The 21,713-nt window shown below is 61.0% G+C and carries 19 protein-coding genes; 15 read left to right on the forward strand and 4 right to left on the reverse strand.

Annotation, left to right across the window (positions count from 1 at the left end):
* Together A3722_RS08645 and A3722_RS08650 are read left to right on the forward strand one after the other, a co-directional pair.
* Positions 1-587, forward strand: a 587-nt coding sequence (locus A3722_RS08645; RefSeq protein WP_150120459.1) for a zinc-binding dehydrogenase, incomplete at its 5' end; no start/stop codon positions are given.
* Between the two features lie 64 nt (positions 588-651).
* Positions 652-1,446, forward strand: a complete 795-nt coding sequence (locus A3722_RS08650) for an SDR family NAD(P)-dependent oxidoreductase (protein WP_067625159.1) — start codon at positions 652-654, stop codon at positions 1,444-1,446.
* A gap of 136 nt (positions 1,447-1,582) precedes the next feature.
* Here the strand turns inward: A3722_RS08650 and A3722_RS08655 are convergent, their stop codons facing one another.
* The 3 genes from A3722_RS08655 to A3722_RS08665 are packed head-to-tail and all read right to left on the reverse strand — an operon-like array spanning position 1,583 to position 3,929.
* Positions 1,583-2,662, reverse strand: coding sequence for a methyltetrahydrofolate cobalamin methyltransferase (locus A3722_RS08655; RefSeq protein WP_067625156.1), 1,080 nt, complete (start codon positions 2,660-2,662; stop codon positions 1,583-1,585).
* A gap of 10 nt (positions 2,663-2,672) precedes the next feature.
* A complete protein-coding gene (locus A3722_RS08660) occupies positions 2,673-3,602 on the reverse strand; it encodes a 5,10-methylenetetrahydrofolate reductase (protein ID WP_067625154.1) in 930 nt (309 codons plus the stop codon).
* A gap of 30 nt (positions 3,603-3,632) precedes the next feature.
* Positions 3,633-3,929 carry a virulence factor gene (locus A3722_RS08665; RefSeq protein WP_067625152.1) on the reverse strand — a complete coding sequence of 99 codons (297 nt, stop codon included), beginning with the start codon at positions 3,927-3,929 and terminating at the stop codon, positions 3,633-3,635.
* Positions 3,930-4,226: 297 nt separating this feature from the next.
* On the opposite strand from A3722_RS08665, the gene A3722_RS08670 reads away from it, so the two are divergent.
* The 3 genes from A3722_RS08670 to A3722_RS08680 all read left to right on the forward strand — a co-directional run bounded on the left by A3722_RS08670 (position 4,227) and on the right by A3722_RS08680 (position 6,722).
* Positions 4,227-5,345, forward strand: a complete 1,119-nt coding sequence (locus A3722_RS08670; protein ID WP_067916062.1) for a Ppx/GppA phosphatase family protein — start codon at positions 4,227-4,229, stop codon at positions 5,343-5,345.
* Positions 5,345-6,070 (forward strand): RlmE family RNA methyltransferase, encoded by a 726-nt coding sequence (locus tag A3722_RS08675; protein WP_067627424.1) that lies wholly within the window; start codon positions 5,345-5,347, stop codon positions 6,068-6,070. The genes A3722_RS08670 and A3722_RS08675 overlap by 1 nt, the downstream gene beginning before the upstream one ends.
* A gap of 94 nt (positions 6,071-6,164) precedes the next feature.
* Positions 6,165-6,722, forward strand: coding sequence for a hypothetical protein (locus A3722_RS08680; protein ID WP_067916064.1), 558 nt, complete (start codon positions 6,165-6,167; stop codon positions 6,720-6,722).
* 324 nt (positions 6,723-7,046) lie between these two features.
* On the opposite strand, the gene A3722_RS08685 is transcribed toward A3722_RS08680, so the two are convergent.
* The gene (locus A3722_RS08685; protein WP_067629384.1) at positions 7,047-7,964 is read right to left on the reverse strand and encodes an MBL fold metallo-hydrolase; all 918 of its coding nucleotides are present in this window, start codon (positions 7,962-7,964) and stop codon (positions 7,047-7,049) included.
* A gap of 192 nt (positions 7,965-8,156) precedes the next feature.
* Between A3722_RS08685 and A3722_RS08690 the strand changes: the two genes are divergently transcribed.
* The 10 genes from A3722_RS08690 (at position 8,157) to ccoN (ending at position 21,712) form a co-directional block, all read left to right on the forward strand.
* Positions 8,157-9,218, forward strand: a complete 1,062-nt coding sequence (locus tag A3722_RS08690) for a methionine ABC transporter ATP-binding protein (protein WP_067629386.1) — start codon at positions 8,157-8,159, stop codon at positions 9,216-9,218.
* The gene (locus A3722_RS08695; RefSeq protein ID WP_067629388.1) at positions 9,208-9,882 is read left to right on the forward strand and encodes a methionine ABC transporter permease; all 675 of its coding nucleotides are present in this window, start codon (positions 9,208-9,210) and stop codon (positions 9,880-9,882) included. Before A3722_RS08690 ends, A3722_RS08695 begins: the two co-directional genes overlap by 11 nt.
* Positions 9,883-9,923: 41 nt before the next feature.
* Positions 9,924-10,700, forward strand: a complete 777-nt coding sequence (locus A3722_RS08700) for a MetQ/NlpA family ABC transporter substrate-binding protein (RefSeq protein ID WP_067629390.1) — start codon at positions 9,924-9,926, stop codon at positions 10,698-10,700.
* 428 nt (positions 10,701-11,128) lie between these two features.
* Positions 11,129-12,121 (forward strand): taurine ABC transporter substrate-binding protein, encoded by a 993-nt coding sequence (locus tag A3722_RS08705; RefSeq protein WP_067629393.1) that lies wholly within the window; start codon positions 11,129-11,131, stop codon positions 12,119-12,121.
* 112 nt (positions 12,122-12,233) lie between these two features.
* Positions 12,234-13,037, forward strand: coding sequence for a taurine ABC transporter ATP-binding protein (locus A3722_RS08710; RefSeq protein ID WP_067629395.1), 804 nt, complete (start codon positions 12,234-12,236; stop codon positions 13,035-13,037).
* Positions 13,037-14,302 (forward strand): ABC transporter permease, encoded by a 1,266-nt coding sequence (locus A3722_RS08715; protein WP_067629396.1) that lies wholly within the window; start codon positions 13,037-13,039, stop codon positions 14,300-14,302. The genes A3722_RS08710 and A3722_RS08715 overlap by 1 nt, the downstream gene beginning before the upstream one ends.
* Positions 14,303-14,393: 91 nt before the next feature.
* Positions 14,394-14,981: a helix-turn-helix domain-containing protein gene (locus A3722_RS08720; RefSeq protein WP_067629398.1), complete on the forward strand. Its 588-nt coding sequence runs from the start codon at positions 14,394-14,396 to the stop codon at positions 14,979-14,981.
* A gap of 88 nt (positions 14,982-15,069) precedes the next feature.
* Complete coding sequence (locus A3722_RS08725) at positions 15,070-17,532, forward strand: GcvT family protein (protein WP_067629400.1); 2,463 nt, start codon at positions 15,070-15,072, stop codon at positions 17,530-17,532.
* A gap of 1 nt (position 17,533) precedes the next feature.
* Positions 17,534-19,981 carry a GcvT family protein gene (locus A3722_RS08730; protein WP_067629938.1) on the forward strand — a complete coding sequence of 816 codons (2,448 nt, stop codon included), beginning with the start codon at positions 17,534-17,536 and terminating at the stop codon, positions 19,979-19,981.
* 120 nt (positions 19,982-20,101) lie between these two features.
* Positions 20,102-21,712: a cytochrome-c oxidase, cbb3-type subunit I gene (ccoN, locus tag A3722_RS08735; RefSeq protein WP_067629935.1), complete on the forward strand. Its 1,611-nt coding sequence runs from the start codon at positions 20,102-20,104 to the stop codon at positions 21,710-21,712.
* Position 21,713 lies beyond the last annotated feature (1 nt).

Here is a 21,713-nt window from a genome sequence, read left to right on the forward strand (position 1 = left end):
GGCTGACGGAAGGGGCCGGTGAGGGGCAGGCGCTTTTGGTGATTGGCGGGGCCGGGGGCGTGGGGTCGATCCTTATCCAATTGGCCAAGGCGCTGACCGGATTGACCGTGATCGCCACCGCCTCGCGTCCGGAAACCCAAGACTGGGTGCGCAAGATGGGGGCGGATCATGTGGTGGATCACCGGGGTGATCTGGCGGCTCAGCTTGCCGATCTCAACCTCGCGCCCAGCTACGTTGCCGCGCTGACGGCCACGGACATGTATTGGCCAGCCATCATCGAAGCCATTGCCCCGCGCGGCCAGATCGCATTGATCGACGACCCCGAGACGCTGGACATGAAAGCGGCGAAACCCAAAGCTCTGAGCGTGCATTGGGAGTTTATATTCACAAGGTCGATGTTCCAGACCGAAGACATGACCGCGCAACGTGACCTGTTGAACCGGGTGGCGCAGATGATCGACGCGGGCAAGTTGCAATCTACCGTGACCGAACATGCGGGCGTGATAAATGTAGAGAACCTTCGCGCCGCCCATCTGCGGCAAGAAAGCGGGCGGGTGATCGGCAAGCAGGTTTTGGGCGGGTGGTGATCGCCCGACCGACGCATCCCGCGCCATCGCAGAGACGCGCAGAGACCCCGATAAGGAGAAAGCCATGACCAAGACCATCCTCATCACCGGCGCGACTGACGGCATCGGTCTGCTGACGGCAAAGAAACTTAGCGGGCAGGGGCATACTATTCTGCTGCACGGGCGCAGCGCCGAAAAATTAAGCGCAGCGGCGGCAGAGGTGGGCGGCACCCCCCAGACCTACCGTGCAGATCTGTCGCAGTTGGATGAGGTCGCGGCATTGGCAGAGGCGCTGCGCATCGATCACAGCCAGATCGACGTGGTGATCAACAATGCAGGTGTCCTGAAACTGCCCGATCCGCGCACCGAAGCGGGGCTAGACGCGCGTTTTGTGGTCAACACATTAGCGCCCTATCTGCTGGTTCAACTCTTGCTGCCGGTACTGCCCAAAGCGGGCCGGGTGGTGAACCTTTCCTCTGCTGCGCAGGCACCGGTGGATGTGGCCGCTCTTCGGGGCAACGGCACCTTGGACGATATGGCGGCCTATGCGCAGAGCAAATTGGCGATCACAATCTGGACGCAGGAAGTGGCCCGTGCGCATCAGGATGGCCCGCTCTTCATCGCGGTGAATCCCGGGTCGCTGTTGGCGTCCAAAATGGTTAAGGAAGGCTTTGGCGTTGCTGGAAATGACCTGAGCATCGGTGCCGACATCCTTTGCCGTGCCGCGCTTTCGGAAGATTTCTCAAAGGCTTCGGGAAAGTATTTCGACAATGATAGGGGCGGCTTTAATGAACCGCATAGCGCCGCAGCGGACGCCGACCATGTCGCGGCGGTAATGGCCGCGATTCAAGAACTCGTGAGCCAGAACCGGGCAGGCTAGATTTTGCCGGCGCCGTCGGGATGGCGCCAGATTTCCGCTGTTTACCTATCTGAAAAAAGACGGCTCTTCATGAATGCCGACAACAAAAGGCCCCGCGCAGCGATGCTGGCGGGGCCTTTCATCGTTCCGAGCGGGCTCAGCGGCGGCGGCGACCACCGGTGCGGCCCGCGCGGCCTCGGCCTTCTTGGCCGGCCTTGGGGGCGACCTTGTTGAACTCGATCCATGCGCTGCCATGGGGGTCACGGTCAAAGAGGAAGTTGGCGGCGCGGATGGCCTCCATCTCCTTGCCCGGACGGGGCTTGGTCGATCCCAGATTAAAGAGCGTCACGAAGGTCTCGTCATCCATCTCTTCGGGCAGGATGATCCCCGCGGCGGCCATCTCGGCGCGCTTTTCGGCGATCTTGGTGGCGTTGAGCGGCACGGCCACCGGGTTCATGATCGCACTTGTCATGCCCGCGCCCATGGCCATCGGCAGGAAGGCGTTGTTGATCCCGTGGCGGTTGGGCAGACCAAAAGAAATGTTCGACGCACCGCAGGTGGTGTTCACGCCCAATTCCTCACGCAGGCGGCGCACAAGGGTAAAGACCTGATGGCCCGCTGTTGCCATGGCGCCAATCGGCATGACCAGAGGGTCGACCACGATGTCATGGGCGGGGATGCCGAAATCGGCGGCACGTTCGACGATCTTTTTCGCTACGGCGAACCGCACATCCGGGTCTTCGGAAATGCCGGTGTCGTCGTTGGAGATCGCCACCACGGGCACGTTGTATTTCTTGACCAGCGGTAGCACGAGCTCAAGCCGCTCTTCTTCGCCGGTCACCGAGTTCAACAGCGGGCGGCCTTCGCAGGCTTGCAAGCCTGCCTCAAGCGCGCCGGGGACCGAACTGTCGATACAGATCGGCGCGTCGACGGCATTTTGCACCACTTTGATCAGTTCCGGCATCAGCATCGGCTCGACAAAGTTGTTGTCAGCATAGCGCGGGTCTTCGGCCATCTTGTTGGAAAAAACGGCGCCCGAGTTCACATCCAGCACCGTGGCACCGGCGGCGACCTGTGCGATGGCATCGGCCTCGACCCGCGAAAAATCGCCTTGCTCAAGCTCTTGGCTGAGAATTTTGCGGCCCGTGGGGTTGATCCGCTCTCCGATCACGCAAAACGGCTCGTCAAAGCCGATGACGGCGGTCTTGGTCTTGGATTCGATGACGGTTCTGGTCATGTAACTTCCTTTAGGATGCGTTGGCGGGCACCCCAGAGGCGCCGCCATTATCTTGGACCCATGTGGCGCTGGTCTTGATCCCGCCCAGCGGGAACAGATGCACATGGGTGATGTTAAAATCCGGGTGGGCCGCTTTGTAGGTGGCCAAGTCGCTGATCACATCTGCAGGCTCATAGGGCAACAGCAGCTTGGTGACATCCATCGCACGCTTTTGAAGCACCTTCAGCGATGGTCCGACACCACAGGCGATGGCGAATTTAATCAAGGTTTGCAGCTTGGCAGGGCCTGCGATTCCGATGTGGATGGGCAGGGTGATGCCCGCAGCCTTGAGGCTGTCGGCCCATTCGATGATCGGCTGCGCTTCAAAGGCGAATTGCGTGGCGATGGCCATTTCTGCATCGGTGCGGGTCTGAAAATCGTTCTTCCATTTCAGCGCCGCATCGACGTTCAGACGGCCTCCGTCGGCATCGATATCACGGTTGCCTTCGGGGTGGCCAGCGACATGCAGACGGGTAAAGCCAGCCTCATCGAATAGTCCCGTTTCCATCAGCTGCATGCTGTCAGTAAAGTCGCCCACGGGCGCGGTGACACCGCCCGCAAGCAGCAACGCTTGGCGCACATCGGCTTCGCCCTGATAGCGGGCGATCCAGTCGGCGAGCGTGGCGCGGTCCTTGATGATGCGGGCCGGGAAATGCGGCATGACCTTGAAGCCATCGGCGTTCAGCCGCGCGGCGGTGGCGACCATATCCTCAATCGGGGTGCCGTCGATATGGGCGATATAGACACGGGTGCCCTCTGGCAGCAGGGCGCGGAAATCTTCGACCTTCTCGGCGGTGCGGGGCATCACCTCGATCGAATAATCTTTCAACAGCGCCTCGACTTCGGCCACCGGCGCCTGCGGGGCCGGTGTTTCCTTCTTGCGGAAGTTCAAAAGTGCCATGAGCGTGTCCTTGATCATAGGGCTGGCAGGCTATGCCCAGCCGTCGTTGTCAATCAGTTGCTTAATCCGGTCGCGGTCGTATTCCGCGTCGATCCGGGCGGCTTCGGCGTCGGCGATGGCATCGGGATCGCCTTCAACCTCAAAGGGGTCCGCCTTGCGCCATTCCGCTAAATAGGCATCGGAATCTCCGGCGCCAATCTTCATCGCCGCGCGGTCGATCGCCTGTTCAAAGCGTTCGGGCAGGGGACGTTTCGACCCACGGCGGCCTTTGCCGACGATCACCTGAGCGGGGATATCGCGCCAGTAAACGATGGTGACTGCGGGCATGGGACGATTCCTCCGGTTTAAACCTGTCTAACGAGCGTGGCGGTCAGGACAGGGCCGTTTTTCGACGAAACACGACCCATCCGCGACTTGGGGCTCGTGATAGCGCATCGGGCGGGCCATCACGAGGGCCCTGCGCCCCCATTATTCTCAAGATGATTGTGAGGTGGTCCTGAGGTGCCAAAAGATAGGGGCATGGCGCAGGACGCCGCGGAAATTGGCCCAAGGCACCGCGACCACTTGCACCGACCCGGCGCAGGGAATACCTTGGGGGCAACTCGATATGAAAGGCGCGTAACCATGGCGCCACAGCGTCCCAAAGGTGCGGGTGCGCTCGACAAAGACATCCCGGCTCTGAGCCCCGCGCCAGTTCCGCCCAGATCTAATGAGCTATATGCGGCCCTAGATCTGGGTACAAATAGCTGCCGCATGTTGATCGCCCAGCCTCGCGGCAGCGGTTTCCATGTGGTGGACAGTTTCTCAAAATCGGTACAATTGGGTGCCGGTTTGGAAAAAACCGGGCGTTTGTCGCGCGGATCGATGGCGCGCACCATCCAGGCATTGCGGATCTGTCAGCAGAAATTGCGCCGCAACAAGGTGCAAAACATGCGGCTTGTGGCGACCGAAGCCTGTCGCCGCGCACAGAATGGCGCAGAGTTCATGCGCCGTATCCAGCGCGAGACGGGTCTCAAACTCGACATCATCCGCCCTGAGGAAGAAGCCCAACTTGCCGTGATCTCTTGCGCGCCACTGGTCAGCCGCAAGACGGAGAACCTGCTGGTGGTCGATATCGGCGGCGGCTCGACTGAGCTTGTCTGGATCGACATCTCCAAAGTCCCTCGGGCGGATCGCGCCCGGTCGATCATGCGGCTTCAGGGCGGCTTCTATCAGGCGAAATCTGATGTGCCTGCCGCACGGGTGGTGGATTGGATCAGCGTGCCTCTGGGCGTGGCGACGCTGCGCGACCAATTCTCTGACGTCGAAGACGACGCCGCGCGTTTCGCCCTGATGAGCTGGTTTTTCGAAGAGAACCTCACCGATTTCACACCCTATCAGACGATCCAGTCGCAAAAGCGGTTTCAGATCGTCGGCACCTCGGGCACCGTGACCACTGTGGCGGCAAGCCACTTGAACCTGAAACGCTATGACCGGACCAAGGTCGATGGCCTCAGCATGAGCAGCGCGCAGATCGACAAGGTGATCCACTCTTATATCGCCATGGGGCCGGGCGGGCGGCGCGCCGATCCGCGGATCGGGCAAGATCGCGCCGCCCTGATCATGTCGGGCGCCGCGATCCTGCAAGCCTTGATGCGCTGCTGGCCGACCGACAGGCTGTCAGTTGCGGATCGCGGTCTGCGCGAAGGCCTGCTATATGCACAGATGAGCGCCGATGGCGTATTAGAAGAAGGGGTCTTTTGATGGCCAAGACACCGGACGGAAAAAACACCTCGGGGCGCGGTCAGCGTGACCTCAAGGTCAAGGTGAAATCCGCACGCGGGCGCAAGCTCAGTTCCACCCGCTGGTTGCAGCGGCAGTTGAACGATCCATATGTCAAACGCGCGCAGGCCGAAGGCTATCGCGGGCGGGCGGCTTATAAGATTATGGAACTAGACGATAAATATCGTTTCCTTGTCCCCGGTGCACGGGTGGTGGACCTTGGCGCCGCGCCGGGCGGTTGGTGTCAGGTCGCGGTCAAACGCTGCAATGTGCTGGGCGAGAAGAAGGGCAAGACGCAGGGCACCATTCTGGGCGTCGACCTGCAAGAGATGGAGCCGATCGCGGGGTGCGAGCTGCACCAGCTCGATTTTATGGAAGACGACGCTGACCTTAAGGTAAAGGAATGGCTGGGCGGCAAGGCGGATGTGGTCATGTCCGACATGGCGGCTGCCTCTTCGGGGCACAAGCAGACCGACCACCTGCGCATTATTTCACTCTGCGAGGCGGCGGCCTATTTCGCTTTCGACGTCTTGGAAGAGGGCGGCACATTCGTGGCCAAGGTGCTGGCGGGGGGCGCCGAGGGCGAGTTGCAAAAGCTGCTCAAGCGCCGTTTCACCAAGGTCGCCAATATCAAACCGCCCGCAAGCCGACCGGATTCATCAGAGAAATTCGTTGTGGCAACGGGGTTTAAGGGCGAAGAGGTCTAAGCGGTGATCGCCGTTCATGAGGCGTAAACCAATCGAACGCTAGGGTGTAGCTCTCCCGCGGTCTTTACGCCGCCAACCTCATGAGGGCTCCCCGATGCTTCGACACCTGCCACTTGTATCGCTCATCTTCATCCTGTGTTCCGGGCTCAAGGTTACCGCGTCCGAAGTGCCTTGGGCGCTGAACGATTATATCGACCGGGAGCTGCTGTCTTGGGTCAATGATGCCCGCATCGTTGACGCGATTGCGCAGCAGAACCAGCGACACCGAGAGATGAATGTCTTGGCCGCCGCGTCTGCCGCAGCGACCGCGCAGGTCACCCCAACGAGCCAAGCAAGGGCTCCTGTGGCAGCAGCTTTCTTAGCGGCGCAGATTGCCCGCGCCAAAGGTCAGATCGCCGAAGTGGCGCTGCTTGACGCCTATGGGTTGACCGTCGTCACCAGCGGCACCGCATCGGTCTATTTCAAAGGCGGCAAGCCCAAGAACAGCAATCGTTTTACGCCACCTTCGGGGGTGTTTGTAATCGATCAAGTGGCCATAGGTGGAAGCTCCAAAGCGCATCAAAGCCGCGTTTCGATGCCCATTACAGAACCATCCAACGGCGCGATTATCGGGGTAATCACGGTGGAGTTGGAAGCGGCTGCCTTTTTCTGATGCGACCCTATGCCTGGGCGTGATCCGGCTTCGGAACTGCTATTCGCGAGCGCCATGTCAATAACAATCAAACCATGAAGGTCAAATCTGGGTCTAGCGAATATGCCGAAACAACCCCTTCAACGGTCGCGATGAAGCCTAGACTGTTGTTATGGCTCGCATTCTAATAGGTCTAAGGGGCGGTCGCGCTGACGGCAGAGCGCGCGCCGAAGACAACCTTAAAGGGTTTAATCTAGAGCGGCGAGGCGGGGTATCTGTCCGCGATAACCTCGCCCGTCGTGGCGTTATAAGCGAGCAGCAGGGCGGTGATGCCAGCGAACCGCTTCATCGCGCGGCTCCGACGAAACGATAGCCCTCGCCACGGCGTTCAACCCGGCCCAGACCGCCCTGTGGCAGGTGAAAGCCCATCAGCCAGATCTGTTCGTCCGCCAGCCGGTCCAGCAACCGCTGGCGGGTTTCGGCACCGCGCTCGGGGTCTTGGTCCGATCCGCTGGCCCAGCCGGGCCGGGCAAAGGCGAGATGGTGATTGCCGATGGCATCGCCGCCGATCAGCAGCGCGTCACTACCGCTGCCCAGCAGGAACGACATATGCCCGGGCGTATGCCCGAAACTCGCCTGTGCCATGATGCCGGGGAGCACTTCATCTCCGTCGGAGAAATGGGCCACCCGGTCCTCGATCGCCGCCAACCGCCGCGCGGCTCCGACGGCAAAGGCGGCGCGGGCTGCGCCGATTGTGTCCACGGTCGCCGGATCGCGCCAATAGTCCCATTCGACCTGACCCATGTGATAGCGCGCATTGGGAAAGACCAGATCGTCGAAATCGTCCAGCACGCCCCAAAGGTGATCCGGGTGGCCATGGGTAAAGACAACGTCGGTCACCGCCTCCGGGGTGACGCCCGCCGCGTCCAAACTCTCTAAAAGCGACCCGGCCGATGGCATGAAGCCGGGGCCAGCGCCCGCGTCGAAGAGGACTACACGTTCGCCATTGCGCAAAAGCGTCAGGTTGCAGGGCGGCGCCAACTGGTCCTCAGGGAGATCAAAGGGGGCCAAAACCTGCGCCAGTTCCTCCTGCGGCAAACCTTCAAAGAAGAAACTGCGCGGGAGCACCAGATTGCCGTCGCTCACACTGACAAGCTCATACCCACCGATCTGGGCAGAGGTCAGGGCAAAGGCACGCAGCGGGCCATGGGCAAGGGCCGCCGCGCCCATCCCTGCCAGCACCGTCCGTCTGTTGACCTTCATCTTATGCCCTCCCCGCATTCATTCCGATTCGTGAATATAATTATCCTCATCGGCTAACGGCACAAGGGGCGAATGCCCCGGCAAGAGATAAGTGTGCAAAACAAGGCAGCTATGCATGATCGTGGCTTGCATCGGGGGCAGGGGTTCTATCTAGGGGACACCACTCGAAACCCACCCCGACCCGGACGGAAAATGACTGATATCACAACAGAAGGTGCCTCGATCGCCTTTGACAAGGTCGGCAAGGCCTTTACCAAAGCAGGCGGGGCGACCGTGAATGCACTTGAGGGGATATCCCTCGACGTGGCACCGGGCTCAATCACCGGGATCATTGGGCGTTCGGGGGCGGGCAAATCGACCTTGCTGCGCATGGTCAACGGGTTGGAGCGTCCGACCACCGGCAACGTGCTGGTCGGCGGTGAGGATGTCAGCACCGCGAAAGGCGGCAAGTTGCGCGCGATCCGACGTGACGTTGGCATGATTTTTCAACACTTTAACCTGCTGTCTTCACGTACCGTGGCGGGCAATATCGCGCTGCCGCTCGAAGTGGCCGGGATGCCGAGCGCGCAGATCAAACCGCGTGTGGCGGACCTTATCGACCGGGTCGGGCTAAGCGCGCAGGCGGGGCGCTACCCGGCAGAGCTTTCGGGCGGCCAGAAGCAGCGGATCGGCATCGCGCGCGCCTTGGCCACCGGGCCGAAAGTGTTGCTCTCGGATGAGGCGACCTCGGCTCTGGACCCTGAGACCACCCAAACGGTTCTGTCGCTTTTGAAGGACATCAACCGCGATTTGGGGCTGACGATCCTGCTGATCACCCATGAGATGGCCGTGGTGCGCGACATCGCGAGCCATGTGGCGGTGATCGACGCAGGCCAGATCGTCGAACATGGGGCCACCTATGACATCTTCACCGCGCCGCAACACGCGACGACGCGGTCCTTCCTTTCGGGCGTGACCGGCGTCACCCTGCCTGCTTTCGTCAAAGAACGGCTGACCCAAACCGCCCCTGCAACGGGCGGCGAAGAGGTGATCCGAGTCACCTTTGCAGGCGCCCATGCCACCGATCCGATGTTGGCGCGGCTGACGCAGGATATGGGCATTCCGGTCAATATCCTTGCGGGCGCTGTCGAAGAGATCGGAACACGGCCCTTCGGCAACCTGCTGGTGTCTCTGCCGGTGGCGCAGGCCGCCCAAGCGCGCGCCTTTTTGGAACAACACGGGCTTCTGACGGAGGTGCTGGGCTATGTCGGCTAATCTGATTAACCTTTTGATCGAAGCGACGGGGCAAACGCTCTATATGGTGGCGGTATCCGCGATCCTTGGCACGGTATTTGGCCTGCCTCTGGGGCTGTTTCTGGCCACCTCGCAACGCGGGGAACTGTTGTCCGCGCCTTGGGTAAACAAGGTGCTCGGGCTGGTGGTAAACGCCACGCGCTCTGTGCCGTTTATCATTCTCGTCGTGGCGATCATTCCCTTTACCCGGATGGTGGCCGGCACCTCTATTGGCACCACGGCGGCCATCGTGCCGCTGACTATCGCGACGGTCCCCTTCATCGCGCGTCTGGTGGAAAACGCGATCCGTGAGGTCGATTCCGGGTTGATCGAAGCCGCCCGCGCGATGGGCGCGACCCCGCTGCAGATCATCCGCAAAGTGCTGCTGCCCGAAGCGCTCCCCGGCATCACGCTGGGCCTGACCTTGGCGATTGTCAGCCTGATCGGCTATTCCGCCATGGTCGGGGCCGTAGGGGGCGAAGGGCTGGGAGACCTTGGTATTCGATATGGATATCAACGGTTTATGCCTGACGTTATGGCAATCGTCGTGATCATTCTTATCGTCTTGGTGCAGCTTGTGCAGTCCATCGGCGAGCGTATCGCCAGCGCCGTGGACAAACGGGCCACCAAAAGCGGCGGCCAATAAGCCGCGCCTTACACCCGCTCTCTCAATCTAAGGAGACTACTATGCTTCGTCTTACGACACTTACCTCTGTTCTGGCGCTGATGGCCACCGGTCTTGCCGCCGAGGAAATCAAAGTCGGCGTTTCCCCCGGCGAGCACGCCGAGATCATGGAAGAGGTTGCCCGTATCGCCGAGCCGATGGGCTTGGACATCGATGTGGTCGAATTCTCTGACTACGTGGTCCCGAACCAAGCGCTGGCCGATGGCGACATTCAGGCCAACTCGTTCCAGCACGTGCCCTATCTTGAAGCGCAGATGAAAGACCGCGGCTTTGAGTTGAGCGTCGTTGGCAACACCATCACGACCCCCATGGGTGTCTATTCGGACAAGATCACCGCGCTTGCCGATCTGGAAGAAGGGGCCACATTCGGCATCCCGAACGATCCCACAAACGGTGGCCGCGCGCTGCTGGTCCTGCAAGAACTGGGTCTGATCAAGGTGGATGAGGCCGCAGGTCTGGTGCCGACCGTGCTCGACATCACCGAGAACCCCAAGGACCTGTCCTTCAAAGAGCTTGATGCCGCCCAACTGCCGCGGTCGCTGGCCGATCTGGATGCGGCCTTGATTAATACCAACTACGCGATTGCCTCGGGTCTGAGCCCCAAGGAAGACTCGATCGCGATGGAAAGCGCCGAGAACCCATATGTGAACGTCATCGCCGTGCGCAAAGGCGACGAGGAAGCCGCATGGGTTGAGACACTGCTCAAGGCCTATCATTCCGATGAAATCAAAGCCTTCATCGATGAAAGCTATCAGGGCACTGTTATCACCTCCTGGTAAACGCGCGCTTTCAGAGCGTCACGACAGACTTGACCCGCCCAGCGCGGGTCAAGATCACCATCGCCCCAAAGGGGCTGCATTTCGGCAGGTTAAGACTCCCTCTCCAATTAGGTTGAGTCTGACGGTCGGCCAAAACAATCAAATTACTGTTTAGGAATACCGCGTAGCTCTCGCCTATCGTTGCGAGGGGCAAAAGTGCCCCCGGCTAAATTCTACGCAGACTTCTTAACATGAGAATTATGTTGCGTTGCGGCGTGAGAATTTTGTTGAAAAGTTCAATTTCACCCGTATCGTGAAAACACGAGGGGTTTTTTCACATTGCCCGGGGCTTGCCCTTCCTGATGTCTGACAGGGGCCGATGGTCGCGAAACATGTGAACGGGACGTTCAATTATAAGAAGCGACCATAACAGACCTAGGGAGAATATCATGAAGACCGTGAAACTGATGGGCACCGCCGCCAGCCTGCTTGTGATGGGTGTCACCCAATCTGCCGCGCAGGATTTGACCGTGGGGTATTTCCTCGAATGGCCGATGCCGTTCCAATATGCCAAGGCCGAGGGAATGTATGACGAAGCCCTTGGCACCAGTGTGAATTGGGTCAGCTTCGACTCCGGCACAGCTATGTCGGCGGCGATGGCGTCGGGCGATGTGCATATGTCGGTAAGCCAAGGCGTGCCGCCCTTCGTGGTTGCGACCTCGGCGGGGCAAGATATTCAGATTCTCGATGTCGCGGTCAGCTATTCCGAAAATGATAACTGCGTGATCCGGGAGGAGTTAGAGATCGACAAATCCTCTGTCGCGGAACTGGCAGGCAAGAAGGTCGCAGTGCCACTCGGCACCGCTGCGCACTACGGTTTTCTCAAACAAATGAGCCACTTCGGCGTCGATGTTGGGTCGCTTGATGTGGTCGATATGGCGCCGCCTGATGGCGCTGCAGCCATCGCGCAGGGCTCGGTCGATATGGCCTGCGGCTGGGGCGGCTCTCTGCGGCGGATGCTGGAGCATGGCAATATCCTTTTGACGGGCGCCGAGAAAGAAGAACTGGGCATTCTCGTTTTCGACGTGACCTCTGGCCCGGCGTCTTGGGTGGCTGAAAATTCCGATACGGTGTCTGCTTTCCTGAAAGTCACGGCAGAAGCGAATGCGATGTGGGCCGATGAGGCCAATCAAGCCAAGATGCTGCCCGTGATCGCCAAGGACGCCGGCATGGACGAAGACGCCACGATGGAAACGATCGCGACCTTCACCTTCCCCTCGCTTGAGGACCAGATGGGAGAGAAATGGCTCGGGGGTGGCGCGCAGGAGTTCATGAAAGGCGTCGCAGATGTCTTTGTCGAAGCGGGCGCGATCGACGCGGCACTCGACAGCTACGACGACGCGGTCAACACCGGTCCGTTGCAGGCCGCAGGCGAGATGTAAGCCAAGACGGCTCAATACGGGGCCGTCCCCAGTCTTTGCCCGGTTCTTTGTAGCCGAAGAGCCGGGCAGGCGGGGGCGGTCTTACAAAAATAGCAGGGGGCACCGGGGCGGCATGTCGGGACTAAAAATCGAGAATCTGTCGATGCGGTTCGACCTGCCCAATGGCGGTCACGTACAGGCGCTTGAAAACGTATCGCTTGACCTTGCCGAAGGCCAATTGATGTCGGTGCTGGGCCCCTCGGGCTGTGGCAAGACGACGCTTCTGAACATCGTTGCGGGATTTCTTGCGCCAACCTCGGGCGAGATCGTTTTGAATGGCCACAACGTGACCGGGCCGGATGCAGAGCGGGGCATGGTCTTTCAGCAGGGTGCGTTGTTTGAATGGATGTCGGTGCGCGAAAACGTGAGTTTTGGCCCTCGGATGAAGGGGCAGAGCGAAAAGCAATATGGGGCCGAGGTCGACCACCTGCTCGACATCGTCGGGCTGAGGGACTTCAAGGAAAAGGCGATCTACGAACTTTCCGGAGGGATGCAGCAGCGGGTGGCGCTGGCGCGTTGTCTGGCAAATGATCCCGACGTGATCCTGATGGATGAGCCTTTGGGCGCGCTTGATGCCCTGACCCGTGAAAAGATGCAAAGTCTTGTGCTGAAGCTTTGGAAAGAGACGGGCAAGACCATCATCCTCATCACCCATTCGGTCGAAGAAGCGCTGCTGCTGGGCGAGCGGCTCTTGGTCATGGCGCCGCGTCCGGGGCGCATTCACCGCGAATACCGTCTGCCCTTTGCCGATCTGGGGGTGGGCCACGATCTGCGCGAGGTTAAGAAGCATCCAGAATTCGCCGAAAGACGCGAAGAGATCCTTGGTATGATCTGGGACATGGAAGAAGAGATTATGGGCCGGACGGAGGACGCATAATGGTTATCCTACTGATTTATATCGTGATCTTTGCCGTCTCATTCTTTTTGGTGCGTCTTGCCGTCGACCAGACTGCGAATGGATTTGTTGCGCGCAAGACCGTCACCTTTGGCGATGAAAGCGCTGTCACCTCGAACCGCACCGCCAGCGTAATCTCGATCCTAACGATCTTTTTGCTGTGGGGCGCTTTTACCGGCTCGTCGCTGCTGCCCCGGTTTTTGCATGCGCCCGGCCCTTTTGAGGGGCTGGCCGAGCTGACCTATACCGCAGAGGCCGAAGACGGCAGCCGCGATGATGCGACGATCACCGTCTTGGTGCATCCCGTGGGCGAAGATGCCGACACGCCGCAGGTCGATCCCGGTGAAGGCTGGGCCAAGAATGACGCTTTCACCATCGGCGCATGGCGGTCGGGGCTTTTGCGCGTCGATAAAAATGACGAGAAGGGCCGCGATGTCGGGCACCGCGTCGTCGCGGTGAACGGCCAGCAGATCGTGCCGGGTGGGGAGGTGCTGACTGACTTTGGCCGCGTCGGCATGTCGCCCAAGGGCACGCTTAATTTTGAGCCTGCGAAGGGCTGGCAGATGGAGCCGATTTGGCTGCCGCCACCTGAGGCCGTGGTCGCCCGGTTGGGTGAGATTTCCAGCCAAGGTTACCGGGACAGCACCCTGTGGGAGCATTTGGGCTATTCGCTTTTCCGCGTTGTCGTGGGCTTTGCCCTTGGGGCGCTGGTGGGCATTCCGCTGGGCTATGCCATGGGCCTGTCGGGCTGGTTTCGCGGCTGGTTCGATCCGATTGTCGAATTCATGCGCCCCGTGCCGCCGCTTGCGCTGATTCCGCTGGTGATCATCTGGGCGGGGATCGGCGAGGTGGGCAAGATCATCCTGCTGTTCCTTGCGGCCCTATGGATCATGGCCATCGCTGCGCGGTCGGGCGTGTCGGGGGTGAATATCACCAAGGTCCACGCGGCCTATTCGCTTGGCGCGTCCAAGGCGCAAATCATGCGCCATGTGATCGTGCCGAACTCTCTGCCCGAGATCTTTACCGGGGCGCGGGTGGCGATGGGCGTCTGCTGGGGCACGGTGGTGGCCGCCGAACTGGTGGCCGCAGAAAAGGGGGCGGGGATGATGATCATGGTCGCCTCCAAATTCCAGCTGACCGACATCGTACTGATGGGGATCATCCTGATTGGCGTCATCGGTTTTGGCATCGACATGTTGATGCGCAAGGCCGAGCGGCTGTTGGTGCCTTGGAAGGGGCGGTCTTAACCCCGCCCGCCTCAGTTCATCGCTTTCGAGGAGAAACACTTGCCAGACGCCGAATTCCGCGCCACAGTGAAAAAATGGAGGATATTTTCACATGACCCGAGCGAAAAGGCAGGGGGCCGAGGCCACAGCGCCACGCTCACTGGGGGCCGATTTACGCGCGATCCGCAAGGGGCGCAGACTGACCCTGACCGATATGGCCGAGGCGTTGGACCGATCCGTTGGCTGGGTCAGTCAGGTCGAACGCGATATCTCGACCCCCTCCATCTCAGACCTGCGACGCATGGCCGAGATCTTGGACGTGCCGGTCTCTCTGCTCTTTGGCGAAGCGACAGTGACCCCCGAAGAACGCGGCTATGTTGTGCGCGCCGGGGCACGGCGGGCCATGGGAAGTGCGGCCAACGGGTTGACGGAAGAGTTGCTTTCCCCCGATCTGACAGACAGTTTCGAGGTCATCCATTCGACCTTTGCAGCCTATTCGGGGCTGGAGGCGCCCGTCATGCGCGACACGCAGGAGGTGGGCTTTGTCATCTCGGGCCGGTTGAACCTGAAGATTGCAGAGCGCAGCTTTATCGTTTGCCCCGGCGACAGCTTTCGCATTCGGGGCGAATATTACACTTGGGACAACCCCTACGACACGCCTGCCGTGGTGGTCTGGGTGATCTCTCCGCCGGTTTACTGAACCGGGTTTTTATCAATTCAAATGGTTTCAAACTGACCGGGGGCGCCTTTGGTCAGCCTTTGGCAGTGCTTGGCAAAGGGAGCTGAACGTGGCTGATTTTCCGACAACGGTGCGGGTCGTGATCATCGGGGGCGGCGTGGTTGGGGTCTCGACCCTCTACCACCTTGCCCGCGCGGGTTGGACCGATTGCGTCCTGCTTGAAAAGAACGAACTCACTGCGGGCTCCACTTGGCATGCGGCGGGCAACTGCCCCAATTTCTCGAATTCATGGGCGGTGATGAACATGCAGCGCTATGGGCTAGAGATGTACCGCAGCTTGGGCGAGGCGGTGGGCTATCCGATCAACTACCACGTGACCGGGGCGCTGCGTTTGGCTCATAGCCGTGAGCGGATGCAGGAGTTTGAACATGTCGCCTCCATGGCCCGCGCGCAGGGGCTGGGGATGGAGATGTGCACCCCCGCCGAGCTGAAAGAGCATAACCCGTTCATAGAGCTACATGACCTTGCGGGCGGGTTGTGGGACCCCTTGGATGGGGACATCGACCCGGCACAACTGACCCAAGCCCTTGCCAAAGGCGCGCGGGAGGCCGGCGGGCAAATTCACCGCTTTACCCCCGCCACCGGCATAGATCGCGATGGGGACGAATGGATCGTCCATACCGAAAAGGGCGATATCCGCTGCGAGAAGGTGGTCAACGCTGCCGGCTATTACGCGCAGCGGGTCGGCGAATGGTTCCGCCCCCATGGCGGCCGCCGGGTGCCTGCCGTGGTGATGAGCCATCAGTATTTCCTGACCGAAGAAATCCCCGAGCTGGCCGCATGGACCGCCGAAAAGGGCCACAAAATGCCGATGGTCCGCGATGTGGACAGTTCCTATTACCTGCGGCAAGACAAGAACGGTCTGAACCTCGGTCCCTATGAGCGCAACTGCAAAGCCCATTGGATCACCCCCGACGATCCGATGCCCGAGGATTTCAGTTTTCAGCTCTACCCCGATGATCTGGACCGGCTGGAATGGTATATCGAAGACGCCATGGCGCGGATGCCGCTTTTGGGCCAAAGCGGTGTGGGGCGGGTGATCAATGGGCCGATCCCCTATGCGCCCGATGGCTTGCCGATGCTCGGCCCGATGGCCGGCGTGCCAAATGCCTTTGAGGCGCATAGCTTTACCTTCGGCATCGCGCAGGGCGGCGGCGCGGGCAAGGTCATGGCCGAATGGATCATGGCGGGTGAAACAGAGTGGGACATGTGGGATGTCGACCCGCGCCGCTTCACTGCCCATGCCGATCACGACTTTACCCTCGCCAAGGCGCTTGAGACCTATGGCCATGAATATGCGATGCATTTTCCGCATCACCCATGGCCCGCCGGGCGCGACAAGAAGCTGTCGCCGCTGCAAGACCGCCTGCGTGATGCGGGCGGTCAAATGGGGGCTTACAACGGGTGGGAGCGGGCGAATTGGTTCGCCAAACCGGGTGATGACACCTCAGATGCCGCGACCCAGACATGGGACCGGGAGGGCCCTTGGGCGGTGCGGGTTCGTGAGGAGGTCGCTGCGGTGCGCGACCATGTCGGCGTGCTCGATCTGCCGGGGTTCTCGCGTTTCGCGCTGGCGGGACCGGGCGCTGCGGACTGGCTGCTGGGGCGGATCGCAGGCGCGCTGCCCAAAGTGGGGCGGATGACTTTAGGCTATTTTCCCGACAGCCGGGGCCGGGTGCTGACCGAGATGTCGATCCTGCGCCATGCAGAGGATGACTTCACCCTGATCACCGCCGCCCCCGCGCAATGGCATGACTTTGAACTGCTGCGCGATGCGTTGCCCAAAGGGGGGGCGATCAGCCTGACGGATCAAACAGATCAAGTCTCGACCCTGATCCTCTGTGGCCCGAAATCCCGTGCGCTTTTGGCACCACTGGCTCCCGATGCCGATCTGGCATTGCCGTGGCTCAGCCATCAAAAGGCATCTGTGCAGGGCAAGCCCGCGTTGCTTGCGCGGGTCTCTTTCGCAGGCGAGTTGGGCTGGGAAATCCACGCGGCGCCCTCGGATATGCCCGCGATCTATGATGCGGTCATCGCGGGTGGGGCCGTACCTTTCGGGATGTTCGCGCTCAATTCCATGCGGCTTGAAAAAGGCTACCGCACCTGGAAAGGCGACCTGTCGCAGGAATACACTTTGCTGGAAGCCGGGTTGGACCGGTTCATCCGGTTGGAGAAACCGCAGGCGTTTCCGGGCAAAGCGGCGCTGGTTGCCGAACGGGCGGCGGGGCCGCAGCGGCGCTTCGTCACGTTGGTCGTTGAGGGCAATCCACAAGACGCGCCAGCGATGGCCACACTGCGCCTGAAGGGCCGGGTTGTGGGCGAAGTGACCAGCGGCGGCTATGGCTACCGCGTCGATGCCTCCATCGCCCTCGGGGTGGTTCAGGCCGAGGCTGCCGTGGCGGGCACCGACCTCACGGTGGAAATCTTTGGCCAGAGCTACTGCGCCACCGTACAGCCCGACGCGCCGCTTTGGGACAGTGAAAACACCCGCATCCGCGCGCAGGAGGTCTGAAATGGTACAACTGCCTTCCAAAGCCCGGGCCGTCATCATCGGCGGTGGCGTGATCGGCTGTTCGGTCGCGTACCATCTGACAAAGCTCGGCTGGACCGATGTCGTATTGCTGGAACGCAAACAACTGACCTCTGGCACCACATGGCACGCGGCAGGGCTGATCGCGCAGCTGCGCGCGACGCAGAACATGACGCGGCTGGCGAAATATTCCCAAGAACTCTACGGCGCGCTTGAGGCGGAAACCGGGGTCGCCACGGGGTTCAAGCGCGTGGGGTCGATCACTGCCGCGCTGACACCTGCGCGGCGCGAGGAAATTCTGCGTCAGGCCGCCATGGCCCGCGCCTTTGGCGTGGAGGTCGAGGAAATCACCCCCGCGGAAGTGCACGCCAAGTATCCCCACGTAGAGACCGAAGGCATGACCGGCGCGGTCTATCTGCCGAAAGACGGGCAGGGCGATCCGGCCAATATTGCACTGGCGTTGGCCAAGGGCGCGCGGGCGCGTGGTGCGATCGTGGCGGAGCGGGTCAAGGCCACCGGCGTGGTGCGCGCGGGGCGTAGGGTCACAGCAGTAGATTGGGCCGGGGAGGATGGCAGCGCGGGGCAGATCGAGGCCGAGCATGTCATCAATTGCGCAGGCATGTGGGGGCGGGACGTGGGCAGGATGCTGGGCAGTAACGTGCCGCTGCAAGCCTGCGAGCATTTCTATATCGTCACCGAAGCCATTCCCTCCTTGCGTGAATTGCCGGTGCTGCGTGTCCCCGATGAGTATGCCTATTACAAAGAGGATGCGGGCAAAATCCTGCTTGGTGCGTTTGAGCCTGTCGCCAAGCCATGGGCGCTGCAGGGCATCCCCGAGAGTTTCGAGTTTGACCAACTGCCCGAAGATTTCGACCATTTCGAGCCGATCCTTGAGATGGCCGTCAAACGGTTGCCACTGCTGGCGGACGCGGGGATTCACACCTTTTTCAATGGTCCCGAAAGTTTCACCCCCGATGATGCCTATCACCTCGGTCAGGCCCCCGAGATGGACAATGTCTGGGTCGCCGCCGGGTTCAACTCTATCGGGATTCAGTCGGCGGGCGGCGCGGGCATGGCGCTGGCGCAATGGATGGAAGACGGGCAAAAACCCTTTGATCTGGGTGACGTGGATATCGCGCGAATGCAGCCGTTTCAGGGCAATAAGACCTATCTGGCGACGCGGTCGACCGAAACGCTGGGCCTGCTCTATGCCGATCACTTTCCCTATCGCCAAAAGGCGACCGCGCGGGGCATCCGGCGCAGCCCGGTGCACGCACATCTGCAGGAGCATGGCGCGGTCATGGGCGAATTTGCGGGCTGGGAGCGGGCCAATTGGTTTGCGGATGCCGGCCAAGAGCGTGAATACCGCTACGCTTGGGGCCGGCAGAACTGGTTCGACAATCAAGCCGCCGAACACGCCGCCATCCGCACGGGCGTTGGGCTTTATGATATGTCGTCCTTCGGCAAAATCCGCGTCGAGGGGCCAGAGGCCGAGGCTTTCATGAACCATATCTGCGGTGCGCAGATGGCGGTGCCGGTGGGCAAGATTGTCTATACCCAGTTCCTCAACCCTCGGGGCGGGATCGAGGCGGATGTCACCGTGACGCGGCTCAATGAGACGGCCTATCTCGTCGTCACCCCCGCCGCGACGCGGCTGGCGGATGAAACATGGCTGCGCCGTCATACGGGCGAGCGCCTTGTTGTGATCACGGATGTGACGGCGGGCGAAGCGGTCCTCGCCATTATGGGGCCAAAGGCGCGGGAGGTTTTGCAGGCGATCTCGCCCGATGACTTCTCTAACGAGACGCACCCCTTCGGCATGGCGCGGGAGATCGAGATCGGCATGGGCCTCGCCCGGGCGCACCGCGTGTCATACGTGGGCGAACTGGGTTGGGAGCTTTACGTCAGCACTGAAATGGCGGCCCATGTCTTTGAGGCGCTGACCGAGGCAGGCGCGGCCTATGGGCTGAAACTCTGCGGGCTGCACGCGATGGACAGTTGCCGGATCGAAAAGGGCTTTCGCCATTTCGGCCATGACATCACCTGCGAGGACCATGTGCTGGAGGCGGGCTTGGGCTTTGCGGTAAAGAGCGAAAAGCCCGATTTCATTGGCCGCGCCGCGGTGTTGCGCAAGAAGGAGGATGGGCTGAAACTGCGGATGCTGCAATTCCGCCTGACGGACCCTGAACCCCTGCTTTATCATGCCGAGCCGATTCTGCGGGATGGGAAAATCGCGGGCTATCTTAGTTCGGGCAACTATGGGCACTACTTGGGCGGCGCGATTGGTCTGGGCTATGTGCCCTGCGAAGGGGAAAGCGTCGCCGATCTGCTGGGCTCGACCTATGAGATCGACGTCGCGGGCCGCCGGATCAAGGCCGAGGCGAGCCTGAAACCGATGTATGATCCCAGCGGGGCGCGCTCGAAAAGCTAGGCCCCGCGCCCGCCCAGAAATCGCGCCCTTCGCAGGCCTATGCCGCCCTCTTTGACATAGATCAAAGCGGTGGTCTCAGCCGCATGCGATCCGTCTCCCAAAGATGAAGGGATTCGGAATATGTTCGATACGCTCAAGTTGATCGTGCTTGCGCTTATAGTGTTTTTTGCGGCACTCGGGGCGGATTGGGCGCGCGATCCGGCTTATATGGTCCATGCCCTGCTGATCATGCTGGTGGCGGCGGGGTTGTTCTTTTGGCAGTTGCGCCGCATGCCTGTTGAGGGTGCACGGCCCGCCGTGTCCATGGCGCCGCAGGGCTATATGGATGGCCCGATCCGCTATGGCGTGATTGCCACCGCCTTTTGGGGCGTGGTGGGGTTTCTGGTCGGCACCTTCATCGCCTTCCAACTGGCCTTTCCCGCGCTCAATATCGAATGGGCGCAGCCCTATGCGAACTTTGGCCGGCTTCGCCCGCTGCACACCAGCGCGGTGATTTTCGCCTTTGGGGGCAATGCCTTGATCGCCACGTCGTTCTACATCGTGCAGCGCACCTCTTCGGCGCGGCTCTGGGGTGGGAACGCGGCGTGGTTCGTCTTTTGGGGCTATCAGCTTTTCATCGTGCTGGCGGCGACAGGCTATTTGCTGGGGGCCACCCAATCCAAGGAATATGCCGAGCCGGAGTGGTACGTCGACATCTGGCTGACCATCGTTTGGCTAACCTACCTCGCCGTATTCTTCGGCACAATCCTGAAGCGGCGTGAGCGTCATATCTATGTCGCCAATTGGTTCTTTCTGGCCTTCATCATCACCGTGGCGATGCTGCATGTGGTCAACAACCTCGCCGTCCCGGTGTCGATCTGGGGCTCCAAATCGGTGCAGGTCTTTGCAGGCGTGCAGGATGCGATGACGCAGTGGTGGTACGGGCATAACGCCGTGGGTTTCTTCCTAACGGCAGGCTTCCTTGGGATGATGTATTACTTCGTGCCAAAGCAGGCTGGCCGCCCGGTCTATAGCTACAAGCTGTCGATCATCCACTTCTGGGCGCTGATCTTTCTCTACATCTGGGCCGGGCCGCACCATCTGCACTACACCGCCTTGCCCGATTGGGCGGCGACGCTGGGGATGGTGTTTTCGATCATCCTGTGGATGCCCAGTTGGGGCGGGATGATCAACGGTCTGATGACGCTCGAAGGCGCGTGGGACAAGATCCGCACCGATCCGATCATCCGCATGTTCGTCGCCTCGCTCGCCTTCTATGGCATGTCGACCTTTGAAGGGCCGATGATGTCGATCCGGGCGGTGAACAGCCTCAGCCACTACACCGACTGGACCATCGGCCATGTGCACTCTGGCGCGCTCGGCTGGAACGGGCTGATCACCTTCGGGGCGCTCTACTTCCTGACCCCGCGGCTCTGGGGTCGGGCGCAGATGCACTCCATGGCGGCGATCAACCTGCACTTCTGGCTCGCGACCCTCGGGATCGTGCTCTACGCCGCGTCGATGTGGGTCTCGGGCATTATGGAGGGGCTGATGTGGCGTGAGGTCGATGCCAATGGCTTCCTCGTCAACAGCTTTGCCGACACCGTCGAAGCCAAATTCCTGATGTATGTGGTCCGAGGTCTGGGCGGGGTTTTGTACCTCGCGGGCGGTGCGGTGATGGTCTGGAACATGTGGATGACCATCCGCGCGCCCGAAGCCCGCCCCGTCACCGTCGCCCTGTCAGCGGAGTAAG

It is taken from the genome of Sulfitobacter sp. HI0027 (assembly GCF_001634775.1).
Taxonomy (GTDB): Bacteria; Pseudomonadota; Alphaproteobacteria; order Rhodobacterales; family Rhodobacteraceae; genus Sulfitobacter.

Excerpts from the sequence above, each read along its gene's own strand:
- A3722_RS08650 (WP_067625159.1), top strand. The coding sequence starts at position 652 with ATGACCAAGACCATCCTCATCACCGGCGCGACTGACGGCATCGGTCTG.
- A3722_RS08655 (WP_067625156.1), bottom strand. The coding sequence starts at position 2,662 with ATGACCAGAACCGTCATCGAATCCAAGACCAAGACCGCCGTCATCGGC.
- A3722_RS08660 (WP_067625154.1), bottom strand. The coding sequence starts at position 3,602 with ATGGCACTTTTGAACTTCCGCAAGAAGGAAACACCGGCCCCGCAGGCG.
- A3722_RS08665 (WP_067625152.1), bottom strand. The coding sequence starts at position 3,929 with ATGCCCGCAGTCACCATCGTTTACTGGCGCGATATCCCCGCTCAGGTG.
- A3722_RS08670 (WP_067916062.1), top strand. The coding sequence starts at position 4,227 with ATGGCGCCACAGCGTCCCAAAGGTGCGGGTGCGCTCGACAAAGACATC.
- A3722_RS08675 (WP_067627424.1), top strand. The coding sequence starts at position 5,345 with ATGGCCAAGACACCGGACGGAAAAAACACCTCGGGGCGCGGTCAGCGT.
- A3722_RS08680 (WP_067916064.1), top strand. The coding sequence starts at position 6,165 with ATGCTTCGACACCTGCCACTTGTATCGCTCATCTTCATCCTGTGTTCC.
- A3722_RS08685 (WP_067629384.1), bottom strand. The coding sequence starts at position 7,964 with ATGAAGGTCAACAGACGGACGGTGCTGGCAGGGATGGGCGCGGCGGCC.
- A3722_RS08690 (WP_067629386.1), top strand. The coding sequence starts at position 8,157 with ATGACTGATATCACAACAGAAGGTGCCTCGATCGCCTTTGACAAGGTC.
- A3722_RS08695 (WP_067629388.1), top strand. The coding sequence starts at position 9,208 with ATGTCGGCTAATCTGATTAACCTTTTGATCGAAGCGACGGGGCAAACG.
- A3722_RS08700 (WP_067629390.1), top strand. The coding sequence starts at position 9,924 with ATGCTTCGTCTTACGACACTTACCTCTGTTCTGGCGCTGATGGCCACC.
- A3722_RS08705 (WP_067629393.1), top strand. The coding sequence starts at position 11,129 with ATGAAGACCGTGAAACTGATGGGCACCGCCGCCAGCCTGCTTGTGATG.
- A3722_RS08710 (WP_067629395.1), top strand. The coding sequence starts at position 12,234 with ATGTCGGGACTAAAAATCGAGAATCTGTCGATGCGGTTCGACCTGCCC.
- A3722_RS08715 (WP_067629396.1), top strand. The coding sequence starts at position 13,037 with ATGGTTATCCTACTGATTTATATCGTGATCTTTGCCGTCTCATTCTTT.
- A3722_RS08720 (WP_067629398.1), top strand. The coding sequence starts at position 14,394 with ATGACCCGAGCGAAAAGGCAGGGGGCCGAGGCCACAGCGCCACGCTCA.
- A3722_RS08730 (WP_067629938.1), top strand. The coding sequence starts at position 17,534 with ATGGTACAACTGCCTTCCAAAGCCCGGGCCGTCATCATCGGCGGTGGC.
- ccoN (WP_067629935.1), top strand. The coding sequence starts at position 20,102 with ATGTTCGATACGCTCAAGTTGATCGTGCTTGCGCTTATAGTGTTTTTT.